The organism is Saccharothrix lopnurensis (assembly GCF_042658445.1).
In the GTDB taxonomy this organism is placed as follows: Bacteria; Actinomycetota; Actinomycetes; order Mycobacteriales; family Pseudonocardiaceae; genus Actinosynnema; species Actinosynnema lopnurensis.
Window position 1 is genome coordinate 19,325 of sequence record NZ_JBHSQO010000030.1, and the last position, 22,534, is coordinate 41,858.

Sequence of the window (22,534 nt, forward strand, 5' to 3'; positions counted from 1 at the left end):
GACGGCGGGTCAGCTCCTCCGGCCCCGCCGGACGGGTCCGCCCAGGACCTCGCCGAGGACGGAGACGCCCTCCTCGATCCCCCCGGCGGTGGTGGCCGCGTAGCCCAGCACGAGGCCGGGCTCGCCCTCGCGGTGGCGGTGCCAGGACAGCGGCTGGACCTTCACGCCCCGGGCCAGCGCCGCGGCGGCCACCTCCACGTCGCCGACCCCGGTCTCGAAGGTGACCACCAGGTGCAGACCGGCGGCCGCGCCGTGCACGCGGGCGCCCGGCAGGTGGCGGTGCAGCGCGGTGATCATGGCGTCGCGCCGGGCGCGGTGGCGGCGGCGCAGCAGGCGCAGCCGGCGCTCCAGCTCCCCGGACTCCATGAGGTGGGCGAGCACGAGCTGCGGCAGCACGGCGTTGCCCAGGTCGGCGTCGCGCTTGGCCGCGACGACGGCCTCCTGGTAGCGGCGCGGCACCAGGAGCCAGCCGGTGCGCAGAGCTGGGGCCAGCAATTTCGACACGCTGCCCGCGTAGCAGACGCGGTCGGCGCGCAGCGAGCGCAGCGCGGGCACCGGCGGCCGGTCGTAGCGGTGCTCGGCGTCGTAGTCGTCCTCGATGACCAGGCCGCCCTCGTCGGTCCACCGCACCAGCTCGCGCCGCCGCCGGCCGCCCAGGACGACGCCGGTCGGGAACTGGTGCGCCGGCGTGAGCAGCACGGCGGCCGCGCCGGAGGCCCGCAGCTCGTCGACCCGGACGCCGTGGGCGTCCACGGGGACCGGGTCGACGCCCACGTGCCAGTTGGCCAGCTGCTGCCGGGCGCCCAGCGAACCGGGGTCCTCCACCGCGACCCGGTCGACGCCGTCGCCGCGCAGCACCCTGGCGAGCAGGGCCAGCGCCTGCGCCACGCCCGCGACGACCACCACCTCGTCCGGGTCGGCGCGGACGCCCCGGTTGCGGGCCAGCCAGTTGGCCACCGCCAGCCGGAACGCGGGCGCGCCGCGCGGGTCGCCGTAGCCGAGGTCGGCCGCCGACAGGGTGCCCAGCACCGCGCGCTCGGCGCGCAGCCACGCGGTGCGCGGGAACGCGGCCAGGTCCGGCACGCCCGGGGACAGGTCGATCCGCGCGGGGGCCGACCGCAGCGCCTCGAACACCCCGGTGCCCGCCGGCGCGGCGAACACGTCGCCGGGTGGGGCGGTCGGCGCGGGAGCGGGCCTGGCGGGCGGCGGCGCGACGGGGGCCGCGACGACCGTCCCGGCGCGCCCGCGCCCGACGACCTGGCCGTCCTCGGTGAGCCGCTGGTACGCCTCGGTGACCACGCCCCGGGACACGCCCAGCTCGGCGGCCAGCACGCGGGTGGCCGGGAGCCTGCTGCCCACCGGCAGGCTGCCGTCGGAGACGGCCTGCCGCAGCCGGCCGGCCAGCCACTCCGACAGGCCGCCGGGCGGGGCGTCCGCCAGGTTGAGCTGGAGGAAGTCGGCGCCCGTTGTGGACCTGTCGACCGGAGTGGTTTTGGACCTGCTCACCGGACCATTGTGGCGGGAGGGTGGGGCCATGCGCACAGCACCCACACCGGCCGGTCCGGCAGCGGTACCGGCACCGGCACCGACGGGCACCAGGGCACCCGGTGCCGCACCGGCCGGCACCGCGACGCCCGGCAGCCCGGCGGCCGGTGCCCCGGCACCCGCCGCCGCACCGGCCCGACCCCCGTTGCACAGCCTCGCCGCCGGCGCCCTCGCCATGGTCTTCGTCGGCGGCAGCGTCGGGGTCTCGCACACCCTGGTCACCGCACCGCTGTTCACCACCCAGGCGGTCCGCTACCTCGCCGCGATCGTCGTCCTGGTCCTGCTGGCGCGGGCGCTGCGGGTGACCGTGGTGCGCCCGCGCGGCCGGGAGTGGCTGTGGTTGACGGGCATCGCGGCCACCGGACTGGTGCTGTTCAACGTGGCCGTCGTGCGCGGGGTGGCCCACGCCGAGCCCGCCGTGATCGCGGTCGCGGTGGCGTGCGTGCCGGTGCTGATCGGGGTGGTCGGGCCGCTGCTGGAGCGCCGCGCGCCGCAGGCCCGGGTCCTGCCGGCGGCGGTCGTGGTCACCGCCGGGAGCGTGCTGGTGGAGGGCGCGGGCCGGGCGGACGCGGAGGGCGTGGCGTGGGCGGCGGTGGCGATGCTGTGCGAGGCGGCGTTCACGCTGCTGGCCGTCCCGGTGCTGGCCCGGCACGGGGCGTGGGGCGTGTCGCTGCACTCGGTGTGGCTGGGCGCGGTGGTGTTCGTCGGGCTCGGGCTGGCCACCGAGGGCGTGGGCGCGGTGGCCGCGCTGACCCCCGGCGACTGGGCCGCGATCGCCTACCTGGCGGTCCTGGTGACCGCGGTGGCGTTCGTGCTGTGGTACTCCACCGTGGCCGCGCTCGGGTCCGGTCGGGTCGGTCTGCTGACCGGGGTGGCCCCGGTGGCGGCGGCGCTGGCCGGTGTCGCGCTGGGCACGCGCGTGCCGGGGCCGCTGGTGTGGGCGGGGATGTCCGTGGTGGTGGTCGGGCTGGCGTTCGGCCTGTGGAGCCGGCGGGGCGGGAAGGGCTCGTGATGTGGTCCCGGCACCCGGCCGGGGTCCGGACCACGCCGTGCCGGGCGCGGGCGGACCCCGGTCCGGCTCCGGGGTGGGAGGGGCGGTGCCCGGTCAGCCCGCCGAGGGCGAGGCGATCGGGTCGACCAGCCAGCGCCCGTCGTCCTCCGCGGCCCGCCAGCGGGCGCGTGGACCGGTCGCGTCGGCGATCACCAGCACCGCCCCGTCCGCGCCCGGTGTGGGCTCGACGGACCACCGGCCCCTCGGCGAGCCCGCCCCGGCCACCACCGACTCCGCCACCGCGGCGCTGTCCCCGGACAGCGGCCGCCCGAACAGCCTCGCCAGCGACTCGGCGTCGCGGTCGTTGAGCGCGGCCTCGCAGGCCCGCGCCAGCTCGTCCGGTGAGGCCGCGCCCCGCTCCGGTTCCCGCGCGATCACCACGGCGATCAGGGCGCTCCACCCCAGCACCACGCCCACCACGACGAACCGCAGGAACCGCGACGACGCGGAACCCGGCGGGCGGCCCTGCGGCGCGGGAAGGCTCACGGGCTCATCCTCCCACCCCGGTCCCGGGGCGGCAGGGATGCCCGGCGCCCGCGGACGGCCCGGTGACGCGTCACCCGCTCCGCACCGACCGGCACCCGCGTCTCGCTGCCGCGCACCACATCACCCCGCCCCACACCAACCACGCCCAGCACCGCGTCTCCCTGCCGCGCCCCGCATCTCCCTGCCCCGTCCCACATCACCCGGTAGCGCGTCACCCAGTCGTGTCCCCGTCCAGCGCGTCGAGCGCCCGCCGAACCCGGTCGGCATCGTCGTCGCGCTCCTGCGCGCGGAACAGCTCCAGCGCCTCCTCCCACGCCGCGCGGGCCTCCTCGTGCTGCCCGAGGGCGGCGTGCGGGTGCCCCAGGTGCTCCAACGTGTCTCCCACCTGGACCGTGTTGCCGATGTCCCGGAACAGCGCCAGGGCCTGCCGGTAGTGCGCCACCGCCTGCCGGTGCCGCCCGGTCCGGTGGTCGATGTAGGCGAGGCTGTCGAGGGTGTCCGCCTCGCCCTCGGGGTTGTCGTGGCGGCGGTGCAGGTCCAGCGCCGCCCGGCAGTGCTCGCGGGCCCGGTCGTGCTCGCCGTTCTGCGCGGCGTACCAGCCGACCATGTTGAGCGCGTTGGCCTCCCACGCCGGGTTGCCGAGGTCGCGGTAGGACTCCAGGGACCGGGTGGCGTGCTCCAGCGCCCGCGCCTCGTCGCCCTGCCGCGACCACGTCCAGGCCAGCGCCTGGTGGATGTGCGCCCGCGTGGTCGGCTCGTGCCGCTCGGCCAGCGCGAGCGCCCGGTCCAGGTGCCCGACCGCCTCGTCGTGCTGCCGCAGCGCGGCGTGGGTGCGGCCGAGGAGGCGGTGCACGCGCAGGCGCGCGGAGGGGTCGTCGAGCCGCTCGGCCGCGACCAGCCCGGCCCGGCAGACCGCGAGCTGCTCGGCCAGGTGCCCCCTGCGGTTGTGGAAGGTGGTGAGCGTCCAGGCCAGGAGCCACACCGCCCGGTCCCACCCGTGCGCGGCGGCGGTCTGCTGGGCGGTGAGCAGGGCGGGCTGTTCGAGGTCGAGCCAGGCCAGGGCCTCGGCGGTGTCGGCAGGCGCGAGGGGCGCGGCGGCGGCCGGGTCGAGCGGGACGACCTCGCGGTGCGGGTCCAGGCACAGGTCGGCGGCGTGGGCGGTGTGCAGGTAGAAGTCGACCACGCGCCGCAGCGCCGCGGTCCGCGCCTCGCGCGGCTGCTCCCGGGCGGTGTCGGCGGCGTAGGCGCGGACGAGGTCGTGCATCGAGTACCGGCCGCGGGCGTCGCGGCTGATCAGCGAAGCCTGCTCCAGCCCGCGCAGCACCCTCCCGACGGCGACCGGCGACAGCCCGGTGAGGGCGGCCGCGGCGGGCAGGCCGGTGTCGGGGCCCGGCGCGGTGGCGAGCAGGCCGAGCACCAGCTGCTGCTCGGCGGTCAGCGCCCGGTAGGACCAGGACAGCACGGCGGGCAGGCTGGCGGCGGGGTCGCTGTCGGCCAGCGCGTCCAGGCCGAGTTCGCGCAGCTCCGCGGCGAAGGTGGCCAGGGGCAGGTCGGCGTGGGTGTGCGCGCGGGCGGCGATGACGCCCAGCGCGAGCGGGAAGCCCTGGCAGGAGGCGATCAGCTCGTCCACCGCGCCCGCCTCGGCCGCCACCCGCGCGGCGCCGAGCCGGCGGGCCAGCAGCACGCGCGCCTCCTCGTCGGTCAGCACGTCGAGGTTGAGGTGGCGGGCGCCGTGCGCGGTCATCAGGCCCAGCAGCCTGCTGCGGCTGGTGACCAGCACGGTGCAGGTGTCGCCGCCGGGCAGCAGCGGCACGACCTGGGCGGTGTCGGCGGCGTTGTCCAGCACCACCAGGAGGCGCTTGTCCACGACCGTGCTGCGCAGCAGGGCGGACTGGGCGTCCGGGTCGGTCGGGATGCGGCCGGGGTCCACCCCGAGCGCGTCGAGGAACCCGCGCACCGCCACGGACGCGGGCATCGGCTCGCTGTCCGGGCTGAACCCGCGCAGGTCCACGAACAGCTGGCCGTCCGGGAACCGGTCCGCGTGCCGGTGCGCCCAGTGCAACGCCAGCCACGTCTTGCCGATGCCGCCCGCGCCGCCGATCGCGGAGATCACCACCGCGCCGGCGGGCACGTCGTCGAGGGCGGCGGTCAGCGCGGACAGCTCGTCGGCGCGGCCGATGAACGACCGGGGCGGGGCGGGCAGTTGCCTCGGGGCCCCGGCGGTCGGCGCGGGGGTGGCGGGGGCGGCCGCGGCGGGGCGGCCGGCGAGCACGGCCGGGTCGGCGGCGAGGAGCCGCTGGTGCAGGTCCCGCAGCGCCAGACCGGGATCGGCGCCCAGCTCGTCCGCCAGCCGCGCGCGGACCTGCTCGTAGTGGCTCAGCGCGGCGGCCTGGCGACCGCTCCGGGCCAGCGCGAGCACGTACTGGGCGGCCAGGCGCTCGTCCAGCGGGTGCCGCCGGGTGCGGGCGGCCAGCTCGGGCAGCAGGTCGGTGTGGCGGCCCAGCCTCAGCGCCAGGTCGGTGCGCTCCAGCTCGGCGGTCCACCGCTCGACGGCCAGGGTCTCGCGCCCGGTGACGGCCCACGGGGTGACCAGGCCGGTGAACGCCTCGCCCCGCCACAGGTCCAGCGCCCGGTCGACCGCCGCCAGCCCGTCGACCGGGTCCGGGGCCGAGCGGGCGCGGGCGAGCAGGCCGCGGAACCGGTGCAGGTCCACGCGGTCCGGGTCGGTCTCCAGCGCCCAGCCGCCCGAGCGGTGCACGATGGCCACATCACCCAGGTCGGCCAGCGCGGTGCGCAGTCGGGAGACGTAGGAGTGCAGACCGCCCTTGCCGCGCAGCGGGACCTCCGCGCCCCACACGCGGTCCACCAGCTGGTCGACCGGCACCACCCGGTTCACGTCGACCAGCAGCGCGGCCAGCACGCACCGCTGCCGGGCGTGCCCCACGTCCAGCCGGCGGTCCCCGGCCCACGCCTCGACGGGTCCCAGCACCCTCAGCTCCACCACGACCGACCTCTCCTCGACGGGCACCCGCGCGCGGGGTCAGGGATATCAGGCCCGGCCGCGCTCCGGGGCGGGAACCGGCTGGTCGTGTCCGTGCTCGCGGTCGCCGCCCGGCCCTGGACCGCCGGCCTACGATCGGGGCGGGGGTGGTCGCGTGGAGTTCCAGGACGTGGTGCGGCGCAGGCGGATGGTGCGCCGGTTCACCGACGAGCCCGTGCCGGACGAGAGCGTGCGGCGGATCATGCGCAACGCGCTGCGCGGCCCGTCCGCCGGGTTCACGCAGGGCCAGGCGTTCCTGGTGCTGCGGGGCGCGGAGCTGGCGCGGTTCCACGAGGTGGTCCGGCTCTGGACGCTGGAGTCGGTCCGGACCGCGCCGGTGGTCGTGGTCCCGTTCGCGGTGAAGGACGCCTACCTCGACCGGTACGCGCAGCCCGACAAGGGGTGGACCGACCGCGCCGAGGAGCGGTGGCCGGTGCCGTTCTGGTACGTCGACACCGGCATGGCGGTGCTGCTGATCCTCCAGACCGCGGTCGACGAGGGGCTGGGCGCGGTCTACTTCGGCATCGGCGCGGACGACTTCGACCCGCTGCGCGCGGAGTTCGGCGTGCCCGGGGACCACGTGCCGATCGGGGCGGTCGCGCTCGGGCACGGGGCCGATGACGACGTGTCCGAGGGCGCCTCGCCGCGGACCCGCGCCCGCCGGCCGTTCGACGAGGTCGTGCGCTTCGGGCGCTGGTAGCCGCCCCGGGTCACCCGCCGGGCCGCTGGTCCAGGGCCCAGCGGATCGCCTCTGACAGCGTCCGGGCCACCGGGACGCCCAGGTCCCGCGCCCCGGTGCGGCCGACCGGCACCCGCTCGTCCGGGCGGTGCAGCACCGGCCGCGCGCCGCAGGTCCGGGCCGCGTGCAGGTCGTCCACCCGGTCGCCGATGACGAGCACCTCCCGCGCGTCGACCCCGACGGCGGCGAGGTGGCCGCGCAGGTGGGCCGCCTTGCCCGGGGTCTCGGTGGTCCGGAGGCCGTCCACGTGGGAGAAGAAGCGGGCGATGTCGGCGCGCCGGGCAGCCGCGAGCAGGTCGGCGTGCGGGCGCGACGACAGCAGCGACTGGGTGCGGCCGGCGTCCCGCCACGCGGTCAGCGCCCCGACCGCGTCCGCGACGGCGGGCCGCGCCCGGTCGGGGCGGACGTGCCGGTCCGCGGCGGACCGCCCGGCCCCGGTCGAGGTCCACCCCGCCTGCCGGTCGTGGTGGTCGGCGGGCGGCCAGGTGAGCAGGCTCGCCGGGGTCACCCCCTCGGGCCAACCGTCGCGCGCGAACGCCTCGTCGGTGGCGGGTGCCACCGACGGGGCGCCGTCGAACAGGGCACCGTGGAACAGGGCACCGTCGAACAGGGCGCCGTTCCAGTCCCACACGATGTGGCGCATCCGCATCCGTTCGAACCCCTCCACCGCCGGCGGCCGAGTCAGGGCGCGGGCCGGGCGAGGAGGTCCGCGACCAGCGCCGACACCAGCGCCGCCCGGGGCGCCAGGTGCTCGATCAGCACGTGCTCGTCGTCGGCGTGCGCGCCACCCCCGACCGCGCCCAGGCCGTCGAGGGTCGGGGTGCCCACCCCGGCGGTGAAGTTGCCGTCCGACCCGCCGCCCACGGCCACCCCCGCCAACGGCGGCAGGCCGAGCGAGGCGGCGACCTCCCGGGCGCGCTCGAACAGCGCGGCGGACGCGGAGGCGGGCATCGGCGGGCGGTCGGGCCCGCCGACCACCTCCAGCCCCGCGCCGTCGAGCACGGGGCGCAGCCCGCGCATCGCCGCGTCGACCCGCTGCTGCTCGGCGGTGTCGCGGGCGCGGGCGTCCACCGCGAACGCGCCCGCCGCGGGCACCGTGTTCGCGGACGCGCCGGCGGACGCCAGGGTCGGGGTCACGGTGGTGCCGCGCCCCGGATCGCCCAGCCCGGACACCGCGAGCACCTGGTGCGCCAGCTCGACGGCCGCGTTGACGCCGCGCTCGGGCTCCAGGCCCGCGTGGGCGGCCAGGCCGCGGACCCGCACCTCGTAGCGCGACACGCCCTTGCGCTCCAGCTTGAGCGCGCCGCCCGGCGCGGACGCCTCCAGCACCAGGGCGGCCGCGCAGCCCGCCGCCTCGGCCTGGACCAGCTCGCGCGAGGACGGCGACCCGATCTCCTCGTCCCCGGTGACCAGCAGCGCCACCCCGGAGCGGTCGGGCAGCGCGGCGAGGGCGTGCAGGGCCAGGACGAGCCCCGCCTTCATGTCGAAGCAGCCGGGACCGCGCAGCACTCCCCCGGCGGTGGTGAACGGGTGCGTGGCCAGCGAGCCGAGCGGCCACACCGTGTCGTGGTGGCCCAGCAGCAGCACGCGCGTCGGCCCGTCGCCGAACCGCCAGCGCAGGTGCGTCCGGCCGGCCACCACGACCCGGTCCGGGGCCGCGCCCAGGCGTCGCCCGCCGACCCGGGCGACGACGTCCGCGCTCGCGGCCACGGCCGCCAGGTCTCCGGACGGCGACTCGCACGTCACCAGCTCCTCGACGTCGGCCAGCACCGCGGGCAACGCCGACCGCAGGCGCCCCACGAGGTCCAGGGGGTCCACCTCAGCCCACCTCCGGGACGGCGCGCAGCAGGAAGTGCGCGCACCGACGCCCGTCCGGCAGCGCGGAGAACGTCACCGGGACCCAGTCGCGCGACCGCGGTTCCCACACCAGGAACACGTCTTCCCCCCGGGGGATCAACTCGTACTCCCGGACCCGGTCGGGCACCAGGTGGGCCATCGGGCCCGTCATCGTGACGCGCAGCCTCGGGCCGTCGTCCTCGAACACCTCCAGGCACGTGCCCGCGCGCTCGTAGGCGCCCACGTGCCGCCGGGCGTCCACGGGCGCCGGGTCGGCCGGCGGGCGCGGTCCGCGCGGCACGGCGACGTCCGCCAGCTCGGCGAAGACCTCCCGGAACAGCTCGTCCGCGAGGGGCTGGGAGCTGTCGCCGTTGGTCAGCAGGACCACCGCCAGCCCCTCGTCGGGCAGCAGCCGCAGGAAGGCCCGCTGGCCCGCGGCGGCGCCGTTGTGGCCGAGGGAACCGCGCCCGTCCCACTCGTCGCGGAACCAGCCCAGCCCGGCGGAGCACCCCGGCTCGACCGCGCCGCGCCGGTCCGCCTGGTGGGCCGCCATGGCGGCGGCGCCCGCCGCGCTCAGCAGCCGGGTGCCGTCGGGCGCCAGGCCGCCGGTCAGGTGCAGGCGGGCGAGGGCCAGCACGTCGGCCGCGGTCGAGTGGACCAGCCCGGCCGGGCCCACCGAGCGGGGCAGGGCCCAGGTGGCGAGGCGTTCGGTCCCGTCGACGTCGAGGTGGCCCACGGCGGTGCGGTGCAGCAGCGCCTCCTCCGGCAGGGTGCCGGTGCGCGCCAGGCCCAGCGGGGTGATCAGCAGGTCCCGCAGCGCGGCGTCCCAGGTGCCGCCGGTCAGCTCCTCCACCAGCCGGCCGGCCAGGACGAAGCCGGAGTTGCAGTAGGACCAGGTGGCGCCCGGCGGGTGGAGCTGGGCGACCTCCGACAGCCGGTCCGCGTACCGCGCCACGCAGTCGTCGCCGCGGCCGGTGTCGGTGAACACGTCGCCGTCGAGGCCGCTGGTGTGGGTGAGCAGGTGCCGCGCGGTGATCCGCGCCCGGGGGTCGGGCAGCCGCAGGCCGGGCAGCACGTCGGTGACCGGGGCGTCGAGGTCCAGCAGGCCGTCGTCGGCCAGCCGCGCCACCAGCGTCGCGGTGAACACCTTGGTGATCGAGCCGATCAGGAACACCGAGTCGGTGGTGGCCTCCACGCCGGTGTCCCGGTTGAGCACCCCGTGCGCGGCCCGGACCAGCTCGTCCTCGCCGTCCGGGCGCAGCCGCAGGACGCCGAGCACCGCGCCGGGCACGCCGTGCCGCCGGGCCAGCGCGGACAGCCTGCGCCGCCAGTGCGCGGCGTCCAGCGGCGGTCTGACCCGGCCGGTCCCGTTCGGCCGGGACCCGACCGCGTGCCGCCGCACCCAGTCCGCCACGCGCCGGTTGAGGTCGACGCGGTGCGACGGCGTGCCGTCGAGGAAGAACAGGTGGCTGCCGCCCGGGTAGAGCACCAGCCGGGTCGGCACGCCGCGCTCGCGCAGCGCGGTGTGCCACTGCCGGGCCTGCCCGACCGGGCAGCGCAGGTCGTCCAGGCCGTGCAGGAGCAGGGTGGGGGTGCGCACGTGCTCGACGCGGGCCAGCGGCGACATCGCGGCGTAGTCGCGCTCCCAGTGCCGCCCGCGCAGCTCGTGGGTGCCGATGAAGTGGCCGCCGTCGGAGACGCCGACCATGCTGGTGAGGTCGCTGATCGCGCCACCGGCGACGGCGGCGGCGAACCGGTCGTCCCGGCTGGTCAGGTAGCAGGTCATGAAACCGCCGTAGCTGTAGCCGGCCACGGCCAGCCGCTCCGGGTCGGCCAGCCCCTCGGCGACCAGCTCGTCCAGCGGCTCCAGGAAGTCCCGGGCGTCGCCGGTGCCCCACGCGCCGAGCGCGGCGAAGCAGAACTCCTCGCCGTAGCCGTCGCTGCCGCGCGGGTTGAGCAGCAGCACCACCCAGCCCTCGGCGACCAGTTCCTGGTGGTAGAGGTGGTGCTCGTCGGCGGCGCCGCACCAGGCGTTGTGCGGGCCGCCGTGGATGTCCAGCAGCAGCGGCCGCGGCCCCGTGAACGACGGGTCGCGCACCAGCCAGCCCGGCACGACGGTGCCGTCCGAGACGGTGAACTCGCGTTCCTCCCGCGGGTGGGGCTCGGGCGCGCCGGCGCCGTGGTCGGTCAGCACCACCTCGGCGCCCGTGGCCGGGTCGACGCGGACGAGTTCGCCGAAGGAGGTCGGTGTGCCGAGCACCACGACCACCACACCGCCCGCGACGGCCATCCCGGACACCGACCGGCCCGCGCCGGTGAGGACCGGGGCCGGCGCGCCGCCGTCGACCGGGACCGCCCACACGTGGGTGCAGCCGCGGACGCGGACGCAGAACAGCACCGCGCGGCCGTCGTCGGACAGCGCGGGCGGCGCGCCGGGGTAGTTGGGGCTGCCGGGCATGACGTTGCGGTCCAGGGCCGCGCCCAGGTCGACGGGCGCGCCACCGGCCGACGGCAGGCGCAGCAGGCGGTCGAAGCCCACCGGGCCGTCGGTCGTGCCCACGGCCAGCAGCGCGGTCCCGTCCGCGGTCCACCCGACGCGCAGCACCGTGCCGCCGGGTGGGCCGACCTGCTCCGGCGGGGACGTGCCGAGTGCGTCCACGACGTGCGCGGGGGTCCGCTCGACCAGGTCGGCGTCGGGCGCGGTGGCGGCGGCGAAGGCGAGCCGCGTGCCGTCCGGGCTCCACGCCGGCGCGCCCGCGTGCCAGTCGCCGTCGGTGACCTGGCGGCACTCGCCGGAGGCCGCGTCGACCACGTGCAGGTGCCGGCGCACCGTGCGCAGCAGGCCCACGCCGTCGACCTGGGAGTCCAGCCGGTCGACCACCACGGGCGCGGTCGCCCGGTCGTCCCCCGCGTGCCGGTCGACCGGGGCGCTGAACGCGAGCCGCGTGCCGTCCGGGCTCCACTGCGGCGGGCCCGCGCCCAGCGGCAGCGAGGTCAGCGGTGTGGCCTCGCCCCCGGCCGCCGGGAGCAGCCAGACCTGGGCGGGGCCGTCCTCGGCGCGCAGGAACGCCACGTGCCGCCCGTCCGGCGACCAGGCGGGCGAGGTGTCCGACCGGCCGCGGGTGAGCCGCTCGGGCCGACCGCCCCCGGTGCCGACCCGCCACAGGCAGCGGGTGGTCACGTCGGCGTCGACGTCGCTGGTGCGCAGCACGTACGCGGCGTGGGCGCCGTCGGGCGACAGCGCCGGCTGCTCCGGCACGGCGAGCGAGGTCAGGTCGTCGATGCGCGCGCGTCGGGTCAACGGTCGCTCCCGGGGTCCGGTGGTGGGCGGAGTGGCGCTCGCCACTGTCTACCGGCTCGGGAGGGCCGGGACCGCCGGATTGACCGGAGTTCCGGGATGCTCGTTCGGGGTCACCCCGTCGTGTCCGTCGGACGGCGACGCCGGGCGGTGGGCCGGCACGACCCACCGGACCCGCGTCACCAGGTCACGGGCAGCTCGTACACCCCGTAGACGAAACCGTCGTGCTTGAAGGGGATCTCGGCGAGGTCCGCGGCCAACCGGAGGCCGGGCAGCCGCCGGTACAGGGTGCGGTAGACGACCTCCAGCTCCAGCCTGGCCAGGGGCTGGCCCAGGCACTGGTGCACGCCGAACCCGAAGGCGACGTGGTGGCGCGCCTCGCGGGTGAGGTCCAGCCGGTCGGGGTCGGGGAACGCCCCGGGGTCGCGGTTGGCGATCTCGTTCGGCAGCACGAAGCCCTCGCCCGCGCGGACCGGGCAGCCGGCGACCTCCATGTCCTCCCGGGCGAAGCGGCGGCGACCGCCGTGGGTGATGTTGAGGTAGCGCAACAGCTCCTCGACCGCGCGGGTGGCCACCGCCGGGTCGTCGGAGTCGCGCAGCAGCGCGAGCTGGTCCGGGTGGCGCAGCAGCACCAGGGTGCTCAGCGCGATCATGTTGGCGGTCGTCTCGTGCCCGGCGATCAGCAGCAGCACGCCCATCTGGGTGGCCTGCTCGACGGTCAGCTCGCCCGCCCGGATCTTCTCGCCCAGCCGGGACAGCAGGTCGTCGCCCGGGTGGTCGAGCTTCGCCACGACCAGGCGCCCCAGGTACTCCCCGAGGCTGCCCATCGCCTCGCCGCGCTGGGCCGGCGTGGAGCCGCGGTTGATGAGGGTGCTGCTGTTGCGCTGGAAGAACTCGTGGTCGGCGTAGGGCACGTCGAGCAGTTCGCAGATCACCAGCGACGGGACCGGCAGCGCGAAAGCCTCCACGAGGTCGACCGGCTTCGGCCCGGCCAGCAGGCCCTCCACCGCCTCGTCGACGATCCGCCGCACCATCGGCCGCAGGGCCTCGACCTTCTTCACCGCGAACGCCGCGCCGACCATGCGCCGCAACCGGGCGTGCTCGGGGTCGTCCATGCCGATGAAGCTCAGCGTCCCGCCGTTGCGCTCGGCCTGGCTGGGGTAGTCGGGGTGCGTCATGTCCGCGCTGACCCGCCGGTCGGTGAGCACGGCGCGCTGGTCCGCGTAGCGGGTGACCAGCCACGGGGTGCTGCCGTCCCAGAGCCGGACCCTCGTCAGCGGCGTGGCCGCCTGGAGGTCGCGCAGCGGCGGTGGCGGGTCGAACGGGCAGCCCTCCGCCCGGGGCATCGGGTAGTCGGGGATGTCGTATTCGGAGGTGTCGTATTCGGAGGTGTCGTGCCCGGAGGTCTCGGTGGTGCCGGTCATCGCGTTCCTCCGGTCAGGAGCCGGGGCTCCAGGAGCTCTTGGCGGTGGTGGCGGGCCTGCTTGGGCATGTTCCAGCCGAGGACGCCGATGGTCTCGCCGCCGCGGCGGTGGGCGACGACGAAGCGGCGCGCGGCCGGGTCGCCCGCCAGCACCTCGGCCTCGTCGGTCGGCACGCCGTGGACGTGCAGCCTGGCGTCGAACTGGTCGGTCCAGAAGTAGGGCACGGGCGCGTACGCGCGGTCCGCGCCCAGCACGTTGTCGGCCACGACGGCGGCCTGCTCGGTGGCGTTGGTGCGGTTCTCCAACCGCAGCAGCACGTCCAGCCGCTCGTGGCGCCAGCGCGCGACGTCGCCGACGGCGTAGACCCCGTCGGCGGCGCGGCACCGGGCGTCGCACACCACGCCGTTGTCCAGGGTCAGCCCGCTGCCCGCCAGCCACTCGGTGTTGGGGACCGCGCCGAGCGCCACCAGCACGACGTCGGCGGGCAGCACCTCGCCGCCCGCCAGCCGCACGCCGGTCACCCGGCCGTCGCGCGACTCCAGGCCGAGCACGGCGGACCCGAGCCGCAGCCGCACGCCGCGTTCGGCGTGCAGGTCCGCGAGCAGGCCCGCGACGAGGGGGCCGAGCTGGGCGGCCAGGGGTGCGGACTGGGGGCCGGCCAGGGTGACGTCGAGGCCGAGGACGCGCGCGGTCACGGCCACCTCGGCGCCGAGCACGCCGTCACCGACGACCACGAGCCGCGTCCCGCCCGGCGGGGCGGGGCGGAGCGGGTGGGAACGCAGCAGGTCGGAACGCAGGGCCAGGGCGTCGTCGAGGGTGCGCAGCACGTGCACGCCGGCCAGGGCTCCCTGGCCGGGCTGGTTCCGGCCCGGCTGATCTTGGCCGGGCTGATCTCGGCCCGGCTGACCTTGGCCCGACTGACCTTGGCCCGGCCAGCCCTGGCCCGGCCAGCCCTGGCCCGGCCGGTCTTGCCCCGGCCGGTCTTGCCCCGGCCGGTCTTGGCCAGGCCCGGCCTGGCCCGGCAGCGTCCGGGGTCGCACACCGGTCGCCACCACGATCGCGTCCGCCCGCAGGACGAGCCCGCCGGCGGTGGTCACCGCGCGGGCGTCGAGGTCCAGGGCCACGGCCCGGTCGCCCAGGACGAGCCGCGCGCCCAGCGCCTCCAGCACCTCGTCACCGCGCAGCCGGGCCCGCTCGGGCCCCCACGCGCCGGCCAGGACCTGCTTGGACAGCGGCGGCCGGTCGTAGGGCGGGTGCGGCTCGTCGCCGAGCAGGGTCAGCCCACCCGGGTAACCCCTGCGGCGCAACGCCTCCGCCGTGGCCAGGCCGGCGGCCGAGGCCCCGACGACCAGCACCTGGTCCGGCGTCGTCACGCCCGCTCGCCGAGCGTGATCGCCGCCGCCGGGCACACGTCGGCGGCCTCGCGCACCGCGGTGTGCAGGTGCTCGGCCGGTTCGGGGTCGAGCAGCACCACCACGCCGTCCTCGTCGCGCTGGTCGAACACGTCCGGCGCGGCCAGCACGCACGAACCCGCGCCGCAGCACTTCTCCTCGTCCACGAAAACCTTCATCACCCGTGCTCCTCACTCGTTCGCTCGCCGGTCGCGGTGACCGGCGCCAGCCACAGGCCGGCCACCGCCGAGACCAGACCGGTGGCCGCGTCGTCCCAGGACGCCCGCGCCGTCGGGACCCCCGCGGCCAGCGCCCGCTCCCGTTCCGCGCAGGTGTGCGTCACCAGGTGGCGGGTCATGGCGCCGCGCTCCAGGTAGACCGGCAGCGGCAGGGCGGGCAGGCACCGGTTGAGCCCGTCGAGGACGCGCCGCACCGATTCGGCGCCCAGCGCGTCCTCGACCACGACCCGCCGCAGCGCCGGGTCGGTCATCACCCGGGCGCCGAACCGGGCGTACCAGGAGGGGCTGCCCAGCGCCGCCAGGTGCTCGGTGAACGGGCGCACCAGGCACGCCACCCAGTCCCACACCTGGGCGCCGGCCCCGACCCGGGCCAGCATCCGCGCCCGCGCCCGCTCCACCGGCCCGGCGTGGCGGCGCACCACCGCGCGAACCAGCTCGGCCCGGGAGCCGAAGTGGTGGCCCACCGCGAAGTTGTCGCCCCGGCCCGCTTCCTCACCGACCTGCCGGTTGGACACGGCGTGGACGCCGCGTTCGGCGAACAGCCTCTCGGCCGTCGCCAGGATCAGCTCCCGCGTCTCGGAGGACCGCTCGGCCCCCGCTGCCCTGCCGCTCATCACCACCCAGCCAAGCAAGCCCGAGCAGTTCAGTCAAGCGACTGACTTAAAACCGCTGGTAACCGGTCCGTAACGGTATGTCGCGGGTCGGGTGGGGGCCAGCGACCCCGGCCCGGCCACCCTCAGGCGCGGCGCGAGATCGGCGCCAGCAACAACCCCGTGATCGCGTCGACCAGCCCGCCGGCCGCCTCGTCCCACGTGGACCGCGCCACGACCGCGTTCTCCGCGACGGCGCGTTCCCGCTCCGCGCACACGTGCACGACGAGGTCCCGGATCATGTCCCCGCGCTCCGCCCGCACGTCGGCCGGCAGGTCGGGCAGGCACCGGTCCAACCCGTCCAGCACGTCCCGCAGCGAGGGCGTCGCCAGCGCCTCGTCGACCATGATCGCCCGGAACGCCGGATCGGTCATGGCCTGCGCGCCGAACCGGGCGAACCACGTGGGGTCGCCCAGCGAGGCCAGGTGGGTGGTGAAGGGCCGCACCAGGCAGTCAACCCAGTCCCGCACGTCCGCCGACCCCTCGGCGGCGGTCACCAGCTCCCGCCGCAGCGGTTCGATCCGCTCCACGTGCCGGCGCGCGATCGCCCGCACCAGGTCGGCCTTGGTGCCGAAGTGGTAACCGACGGCGGCGTTGTTCCCCTGGCCCGCGGCCGCGCTGATCTGGCGGTTCGAGACCGCGTAGAGCCCCTGCTCGGCGAACAGCCGCTCCGCCGTGGCCAGGATGTGCAGGCGGGTGGCGCCGACCTGTTCCGCGCGCGGGGTCCTGCCGACGTCGGTCACCACGGTCACCACCGTACCGGCACGTCACGCAGCCCCCCGACCACCAGCCCCTCGACCCGGCGGAGCTCCTCCGGCGCGATCGCCAGCTCCAACCCGGGGAGCCTGCGCACCAACACCTCCAGCACCACCTGGAGCTCGGTGCGCGCCAGCGCCTGCCCCAGGCACGAGTGCGCGCCCGCGCCGAACGCCAGGTGCGGGTTGGGGCTGCGCGCGAGGTCCATCTCGGACGCCCGCTCGAACGCGGTCTCGTCGCGGTTGGCCGCGCCCGTGCTGCACATGACGGTGGTGCCGGCCGGCACGGTCTCGCCGGCGACCTCGGTGTCCTCCGGGATGTAGCGCGGCATCCCCAGGCCCGGGTTGGCGTCGAAGCGCAGCACCTCCTCCACCGCGGGGCGCACCAGCGACGGGTCCGCGACCAGGCGTTCCCACCGGGTGCGGTCGGCCAGCAGCATCCCGACCATCTTGCCGATCATGTTCGCGGTGGTCTCGTGCCCGGCGACGAGCAGCGCCTGACCGGTGGCGACGAGCTGCGCGTCCGACAGCTCGCCGCCCGCGATCAGCGCGCTGAGCAGGTCGTCCCTCGGCTCGGCGCGCTTGGCCGCGACGTGCTCGCCCATATAGGCCACGAACTCCGCCTGGGCCGCGCCGATCTCGGCCTCGGTGTAGCGGGTCAGGTTGAGCAGGGTGTCCGACCAGTGGGCGAACCGGTCCCGGTCGGCGTCCGGCACGCCGAGCAGGTCGCAGATCACCCACACCGGCAGCGGGAAGCCCAGCGCCGCCTTGAGGTCCGCGGGCTGCTCCCCCGCCACCAGCTCGTCGACCAGCCGGTCCGCCATGGCCTCGATCGCGGGCCGCAGGGCGTTGAGGCGCTTGACCGTGAACCAGCGGCCGACCTGCTGCCGCCACCGCTGGTGCGCGGTCCCGGAGTCCGGGAGCACCACGGCCATCTCGTTGTTGAACACGCCGCCGGACTCGCTGTCGGAGATCCGGGCCGCGTCGGGCGCGTTGAGCTGCCGGGTGAAGCGCGGGTCGGACAGCACCTGCCTCACGTCGGCGTAGCGGGTGAGCACCACGGCCCGGTCGCCGCTGGGCAGGCGCACGGGCGCGACCGGGCACCCCCGCCGCAGCTCGGCCCACTCGGCGGGCGGCTCCAGCGCCGTCGGGTTGGGGATCGGGTAGTTCGGCAGCGACTCGTGCGCCACGGGACGCCCTCCTCGTTGATCGACGTTCGGTGCCCCACAGTGAAGCGAGGCCCATATGGTAAGTCAAGCGACTGATTTAAATGCTGATCCGGCCGACCCGCTCGAAGCCCGAGCCGTCGCTCAAGCTCCCGGCACCGCGTCGCCCTCCTCGCCCACCCCGGCGCGGAACAACCCGTCCAGCAGCACCGGGATCACGCGCCGGGCCGCCTCCGGCGTGGGCGTGGCCTCGACCGCGCCCTGGAGCATGGCCAGCACCACCGCCACGTCGTCGAGCACGACGTGCCGCCGGAGGTGCCCCGCCGCCCGGGAGCGGGCGAACGGCACGCGCAGCGCGTCGAGCAGCCGGCGGGCGCACCCGCGCTGGTCGGCCACCGGGAACCCGCGCAGCTCCTCCACCAGCGGCCGCATCAGCACCTGGTGGACCATCACCTCCCGCAGCAGCGCGGGGAACGCGGCGGGGTCGTCGGGGTCGCGCCCGGCCGCCTGCCGCAGCAGGTCCAGCTGCTCGTCGGTCACCGCGAGCAGGAGGCTGCGCCGGTCGGGGAAGTGCCGGTAGACCGTCGCCTGACCCAGGCCGGTGAGGTGCGCGATCCGCGTGGCGGAGGGCATCCGCAGGCCGTGGCGCACCGAGTCGCCCACCACCGCCAGGATGGCCGCCCGGTTGCGCCGGGCGTCGCTGCGTCGCGGACCTGCCATGCCGCCACCCCGGCAACCAACCGATGTTACCCGTAGGTAATGAGAGTAGCACCGGGTGTGATCCCTCGGTACCCGTCCGTAACCTGCCGGACTTGACGCCCTTCCGTGGGCGACATCGAGGAAGGAGCGGGCGTGCGCAAACGTCTTCTCGGGGCCCTGTGCGCGGTGCTGGCGGCCGTGGTCGCCGCCCCGACCGCGCGAGCCGAGGCACCCGTCGACTACGTCGCCCTCGGCGACTCGTACTCCTCCGGCACCGGGGCCCCGCCCTACACCGGCGGCACGTGCTTCCGCAGCCCCCGCGGGTACGCCCAGCTGTGGGCCGACAGCCACGAGGTGTCCTCGTTCCGGTACGCGGCCTGCGGCGGCGCGACCACCCAGAGCATGACCAACCAGTTCGCCTCGCTCGACGCGGGCACCGACCTGGTCTCCCTCACCATCGGCGGCAACGACGTCGGCTTCGCGAACACGATGATCACCTGCGTGACCGCGAGCGACAGCGCGTGCCTCAACGCGGTCGACGAGGGCGTGGACGAGGCCAACACCGTCCTGCCCGCCAGGCTCGACACCACCTACGCGACCATCCGCAACCGCGCCCCGAACGCCACCGTGGTCGTCCTGGGCTACCCGCGCCTGGTCGAGCCCAACGGCAACTGCCTCAACGCCACCAAGCGCGCCGCGCTCAACCGGGGCGCGGACGCCCTTCACGCGGTCATCGCGGCCCGCGCCGCGGCCGCCGGCGTCCGCTACGTCGACGCCCGAGCCCACTTCGCGGGCCACGGCGCGTGCGGCTCGTCGCCGTGGATCAACCAGTTCTCGCTGCTGCGGCTGGTGGAGTCCTTCCACCCCAACACGACCGGGTACCGGTCGGGCTACCTCGCGCTGCTCAACAGCGTCACCGGCTGACCGGTCGGGAGTACCCCGCGTCCGCGGGCCGGGCGCGGGGCACTCCGCGGCCTGGAACCGAACGACCGCACGGCGCAGGCGGGTCGGGACGCCGTCACTCCTCCGGCGGTGATCGCGGGCGCTGTTCGTACTGCTCGGTGCGGCGCGAGGACCTCTCGGGCCGGTGTCAGGGCTTCTCGAAGTGCTGGTAGTCGATCGGCGTGTCCCAAAAGCCGCCCCAGGTCCAGCCGCGTGTGGTGAACGCCCGCTCGGTGGCGTCGCCCGCGTGGATCATGCCGGGCACGTCCTGGGTGCGGTCGACGTAGGGCGCGCCGTTGGGCGGGTAGACCGCGCCACTGCGGGAGATGTAGGGGTTCTGCACGGTGTTGATGTCGATGGCCCGTCCGTAGGAGTGGTTGGACCAGGCGGTGCCGCCGGTGATCGCCCGGCAGTTGAACGCCGAGGTGTTGTTGGCCGCCATCGACGCGTCGTCGTCGGAGTCGTACTTCTCGATCGTCTCCATCCGCTGGATGGGGAACCGGGCGAAGTACAGGTCGGCGAAGACGCGGGCGACCTCGACCGCGAGATCGGCGTTGACCACCAGCTCGCCGCGGTGCACCGCACCGTCGAAGCCCACGAAGTTCAGGCTGATCAACCGCAGCCGATCAGGCCCGACGGGGCAGCCCTCGCGCCGGCTGGAAGCGAGCCGCTTCGCGGTGACCGGCTTGATGACGGCGACGTAGGGCGGGAGACCACTGCCGGCCGGTGCGGCGAGTTCCACGGTCCGGGCGGGGGTGGCGGACGCCGGCGCGGTACCGACCAGGAACACGGACACGGTGAACGTGACGAGCGCGAAAACTCGGGTTCTCGACTTCACAGAACTTCCTCTCGATCTTTGCTGAGACAGAGTGGGGTTCGTTGTCGGACTCCCGCGCCGAACCGGGTGGCGCCGGCAACCGGCCCGGTTGACCGTCCTGACCACGTCGATCATCGCACTCGGCGGCATGGGGGCGCGTTCCGCTACTCGGTGACGAGAGCACCGAGCGCGGGCCACGGCGGACCCTTGCGGAGCAGGGACAGGATGTTGCGGCCGTGCCGACGCCCATCCGGGAATTCATCGCGGACGTCCCAACGCCAGGCGGCGACCAGCGCGAGCACGAGCCGCCGACATTCCGCGAGCAGGACGTGGTCGAGGGCCGGATAACGCGCGCCGACCTCCTCGGGCACGTGGGCCACGTCGAATTCGACGGGTCCGCGGCAGCACGTCTCGAAGTCGATGAACAGCAGGCCGTCACGGGTGCTGAGGAGGTTGCCGGGATGCGGTTCGCCGTGCAGCAGCTGCTCGGCGGCACCGCGGCCGCGGATGCGTTCACGAGCACTCCTCAGGGTGCCGAGGAGGAGATGCCGGTCGGTCTCGGTGAGCGCGGGGGTGTCATCCCGGTGCGCGACCAGCCGTTCGGCCTCCGCGACCCGGTCCAGGAAGTGCGGGGTTGCCATCTCGACGCTCCGCATGCCGGCGTGCAGGCGTTGGAGCGCGTCCGCGTACGCGCCCGCGAAGTCCGGGCCGGGAGTCACGACGTCGTAGTAGGTCCACAGGGTCACGGCGAAGCCGTCGCGTTCGTGGACCCGCGGCTCGACCCGGGGCTCCAGCGCTGCGACGGGGCTCGCGGTTGCGGCGAGTCGGCCGGCGAGCTCGACCTCGAACGCGGCCACCTCCCGTCCCACCAGTGCCACCCGGGCGAAGACGCCGCACGGCAGCAGGCGCAGGGCGAGCATGTTCGAATCGTGGATCACGACCGCGTCGTCCACCGGCAGGCGCAGCTCTCCGGCCAGTGCTGTCGCCGCGGCCACCGCACGCGACACCATCTCCGCCTCCACACCGCGGATCCTCGCACTACGCCACCGTCGTGGCGAAGCTGGGGCGAGGGACGACCGCACCGGAAGTGGCCGGATCACCATCCCCCACCGCGTTCCGGCCGGGTACGGTTCGGCCATGCACACGGTGGCCGTTCTCGCGCTGGACAAGGTGGTCCCGTTCGACCTGTCCACCCCGATCGAGGTGTTCACCCGCACCCGCCTGCCCGACGGCAGGACCGCCTACCGGGTGAAGGTCTGCGGGCCCGAGCCCGTCGTGGACGCGGGCGCGTTCACGCTGCGCCCGCCGTGGGGGCTGGAGGCGCTGGCCGAGGCGGACACGATCGTCGTGCCCGGCCGCTCCGACCTCGGGCCCGTGCCCGAGGAGGTCCTGGACGCCCTGCGGCGGGCCGCCGCGCGGGGCACCCGGATCGCCTCGATCTGCACCGGCGCGTTCACCCTGGCCGCCACCGGGCTGCTCGACGGGCTGCGCGCCACCACGCACTGGGTCGCCGCCGCCGAGCTGGCCGCCCGCCACCCCCTGGTCCTGGTGGACCCGGACGTGCTCTACGTCGACAACGGCCCGCTGCTCACCTCGGCCGGGGCGGCGGCGGGCCTGGACCTGTGCCTGCACCTGATCCGCCGCGACCACGGCTCCGCGGTGGCCGCCGACGCCGCCCGGCTGTCGGTCATGCCCCTGGAACGCGAGGGCGGGCAGGCGCAGTTCATCGCGCACGACCTCCCGCCCGCGCCGCGCGGCTCGGAGCTGGAGCCGCTGCTGCGGTGGCTGGAGGACAACTGCGCGGACGAGCTGACCCTCGACGACATCGCCGCTCGGGCGGGCACGAGCATCCGCACGCTCAACCGGCGCTTCCGGGAGCAGACCGGCACCACCCCGCTCCAGTGGCTGCTGCGCACGCGGGTCCGCCGGGCCCAGCACCTGCTGGAGACCACGGACCACCCGGTCGACCGCATCGCCACCCAGGTCGGGTTCGGCTCCCCCACCGCCTTCCGCGACCGGTTCAAGCGCGTGGCGGGCACCAGTCCCCAGTCCTACCGGACCGCGTTCCGCACCCCGCGACGGGAGTTGGCCGGAACCCGTTGAGGGTTGGCCTTCCAGCCACTGTTCCGCGCTGCCCGGCGGCGTCAGGATCGACGTCGTGATCACCACTCCGCCCTTGCCGGCAGAACCCTTCGCCCGGGACACGCTGGACTTCCCGCGCTCCTCGGTCTCCCCGGCCGCGGCCAACCACAGCATCCGCGCCCACGCCTCCGCGGAGTTCCTGGTCGACCAGTGGGACGCGTGCGGGCACGAGGAGTACGACCCGCGGGCCGTGTTCTCCGCCGCGGCCCGCTGTGCCGGCTGGTCGCCGCCGGCACGGCCCTGGACTTCGGTGCGGACTCCGAGCGCGTCGGCGGACATCCCGGCGCGGTGGGGCGACTGAACCACCGCCGGCC

At 76.1% G+C, this 22,534-nt stretch carries 20 protein-coding genes; 5 read left to right on the top strand and 15 right to left on the bottom strand.

The features are described from left to right. Positions 1–9 precede the first annotated feature (9 nt). Positions 10–1,506: a MocR-like pyridoxine biosynthesis transcription factor PdxR gene (gene pdxR, locus ACFP3R_RS24960; RefSeq protein WP_380638844.1), complete on the bottom strand. Its 1,497-nt coding sequence runs from the start codon at positions 1,504–1,506 to the stop codon at positions 10–12. Between the two features lie 184 nt (positions 1,507–1,690). Here pdxR and ACFP3R_RS24965 point away from each other — a divergent pair, with 184 nt between their 5' ends. Further along, positions 1,691–2,557: a DMT family transporter gene (locus ACFP3R_RS24965; RefSeq protein ID WP_380638846.1), complete on the top strand. Its 867-nt coding sequence runs from the start codon at positions 1,691–1,693 to the stop codon at positions 2,555–2,557. 93 nt (positions 2,558–2,650) lie between these two features. On the opposite strand, the gene ACFP3R_RS24970 is transcribed toward ACFP3R_RS24965, so the two are convergent. Then, positions 2,651–3,082: a hypothetical protein gene (locus tag ACFP3R_RS24970; RefSeq protein ID WP_380638848.1), complete on the bottom strand. Its 432-nt coding sequence runs from the start codon at positions 3,080–3,082 to the stop codon at positions 2,651–2,653. A gap of 211 nt (positions 3,083–3,293) precedes the next feature. Beyond that, on the bottom strand, positions 3,294–6,086 hold the full coding sequence (locus tag ACFP3R_RS24975; RefSeq protein WP_380638850.1) for an AfsR/SARP family transcriptional regulator: 2,793 nt from the start codon (positions 6,084–6,086) through the stop codon (positions 3,294–3,296). A gap of 151 nt (positions 6,087–6,237) precedes the next feature. Here ACFP3R_RS24975 and ACFP3R_RS24980 point away from each other — a divergent pair, with 151 nt between their 5' ends. Further along, positions 6,238–6,822 carry a nitroreductase family protein gene (locus tag ACFP3R_RS24980; protein ID WP_380638852.1) on the top strand — a complete coding sequence of 195 codons (585 nt, stop codon included), beginning with the start codon at positions 6,238–6,240 and terminating at the stop codon, positions 6,820–6,822. Between the two features lie 10 nt (positions 6,823–6,832). Here ACFP3R_RS24980 and ACFP3R_RS24985 read toward each other — a convergent pair whose 3' ends face one another. From ACFP3R_RS24985 to ACFP3R_RS25030, 10 genes are all read right to left on the bottom strand, one after another. Next, positions 6,833–7,504, bottom strand: a complete 672-nt coding sequence (locus tag ACFP3R_RS24985; protein WP_380638854.1) for an HAD family hydrolase — start codon at positions 7,502–7,504, stop codon at positions 6,833–6,835. Between the two features lie 38 nt (positions 7,505–7,542). Beyond that, a complete protein-coding gene (locus ACFP3R_RS24990) occupies positions 7,543–8,640 on the bottom strand; it encodes a M20/M25/M40 family metallo-hydrolase (protein WP_380638939.1) in 1,098 nt (365 codons plus the stop codon). Between the two features lie 40 nt (positions 8,641–8,680). Beyond that, a complete protein-coding gene (locus tag ACFP3R_RS24995; protein WP_380638855.1) occupies positions 8,681–11,998 on the bottom strand; it encodes a serine hydrolase in 3,318 nt (1,105 codons plus the stop codon). A gap of 176 nt (positions 11,999–12,174) precedes the next feature. Further along, entirely contained in the window at positions 12,175–13,419 is a 1,245-nt protein-coding gene (locus tag ACFP3R_RS25000) for a cytochrome P450 (RefSeq protein ID WP_380638857.1), read from the bottom strand. After that, positions 13,416–14,792: an NAD(P)/FAD-dependent oxidoreductase gene (locus ACFP3R_RS25005; protein ID WP_380638859.1), complete on the bottom strand. Its 1,377-nt coding sequence runs from the start codon at positions 14,790–14,792 to the stop codon at positions 13,416–13,418. Before ACFP3R_RS25005 ends, ACFP3R_RS25000 begins: the two co-directional genes overlap by 4 nt. Beyond that, entirely contained in the window at positions 14,789–14,989 is a 201-nt protein-coding gene (locus ACFP3R_RS25010) for a ferredoxin (RefSeq protein ID WP_380638861.1), read from the bottom strand. Before ACFP3R_RS25010 ends, ACFP3R_RS25005 begins: the two co-directional genes overlap by 4 nt. Further along, positions 14,989–15,663, bottom strand: coding sequence for a TetR/AcrR family transcriptional regulator (locus ACFP3R_RS25015; RefSeq protein WP_380638863.1), 675 nt, complete (start codon positions 15,661–15,663; stop codon positions 14,989–14,991). Before ACFP3R_RS25015 ends, ACFP3R_RS25010 begins: the two co-directional genes overlap by 1 nt. 122 nt (positions 15,664–15,785) lie before the next feature. After that, on the bottom strand, positions 15,786–16,454 hold the full coding sequence (locus tag ACFP3R_RS25020; RefSeq protein WP_380638865.1) for a TetR/AcrR family transcriptional regulator: 669 nt from the start codon (positions 16,452–16,454) through the stop codon (positions 15,786–15,788). After that, the gene (locus ACFP3R_RS25025) at positions 16,448–17,644 is read right to left on the bottom strand and encodes a cytochrome P450 (RefSeq protein WP_380638867.1); all 1,197 of its coding nucleotides are present in this window, start codon (positions 17,642–17,644) and stop codon (positions 16,448–16,450) included. The genes ACFP3R_RS25020 and ACFP3R_RS25025 overlap by 7 nt, the downstream gene beginning before the upstream one ends. Positions 17,645–17,764: 120 nt before the next feature. Continuing rightward, a complete protein-coding gene (locus tag ACFP3R_RS25030) occupies positions 17,765–18,340 on the bottom strand; it encodes a TetR/AcrR family transcriptional regulator (protein WP_380638869.1) in 576 nt (191 codons plus the stop codon). Between the two features lie 132 nt (positions 18,341–18,472). Between ACFP3R_RS25030 and ACFP3R_RS25035 the strand changes: the two genes are divergently transcribed. After that, the gene (locus tag ACFP3R_RS25035) at positions 18,473–19,243 is read left to right on the top strand and encodes an SGNH/GDSL hydrolase family protein (protein WP_380638871.1); all 771 of its coding nucleotides are present in this window, start codon (positions 18,473–18,475) and stop codon (positions 19,241–19,243) included. 166 nt (positions 19,244–19,409) lie between these two features. Here the strand turns inward: ACFP3R_RS25035 and ACFP3R_RS25040 are convergent, their stop codons facing one another. Further along, the gene (locus ACFP3R_RS25040) at positions 19,410–20,099 is read right to left on the bottom strand and encodes a M15 family metallopeptidase (RefSeq protein WP_380638873.1); all 690 of its coding nucleotides are present in this window, start codon (positions 20,097–20,099) and stop codon (positions 19,410–19,412) included. A gap of 143 nt (positions 20,100–20,242) precedes the next feature. Further along, on the bottom strand, positions 20,243–21,088 hold the full coding sequence (locus tag ACFP3R_RS25045; RefSeq protein WP_380638875.1) for a phosphotransferase: 846 nt from the start codon (positions 21,086–21,088) through the stop codon (positions 20,243–20,245). Positions 21,089–21,215: 127 nt separating this feature from the next. Here ACFP3R_RS25045 and ACFP3R_RS25050 point away from each other — a divergent pair, with 127 nt between their 5' ends. After that, entirely contained in the window at positions 21,216–22,181 is a 966-nt protein-coding gene (locus ACFP3R_RS25050) for a GlxA family transcriptional regulator (protein WP_380638877.1), read from the top strand. Positions 22,182–22,254: 73 nt separating this feature from the next. Then, positions 22,255–22,521 (top strand): hypothetical protein, encoded by a 267-nt coding sequence (locus tag ACFP3R_RS25055; RefSeq protein WP_380638879.1) that lies wholly within the window; start codon positions 22,255–22,257, stop codon positions 22,519–22,521. Positions 22,522–22,534: the final 13 nt, after the last annotated feature.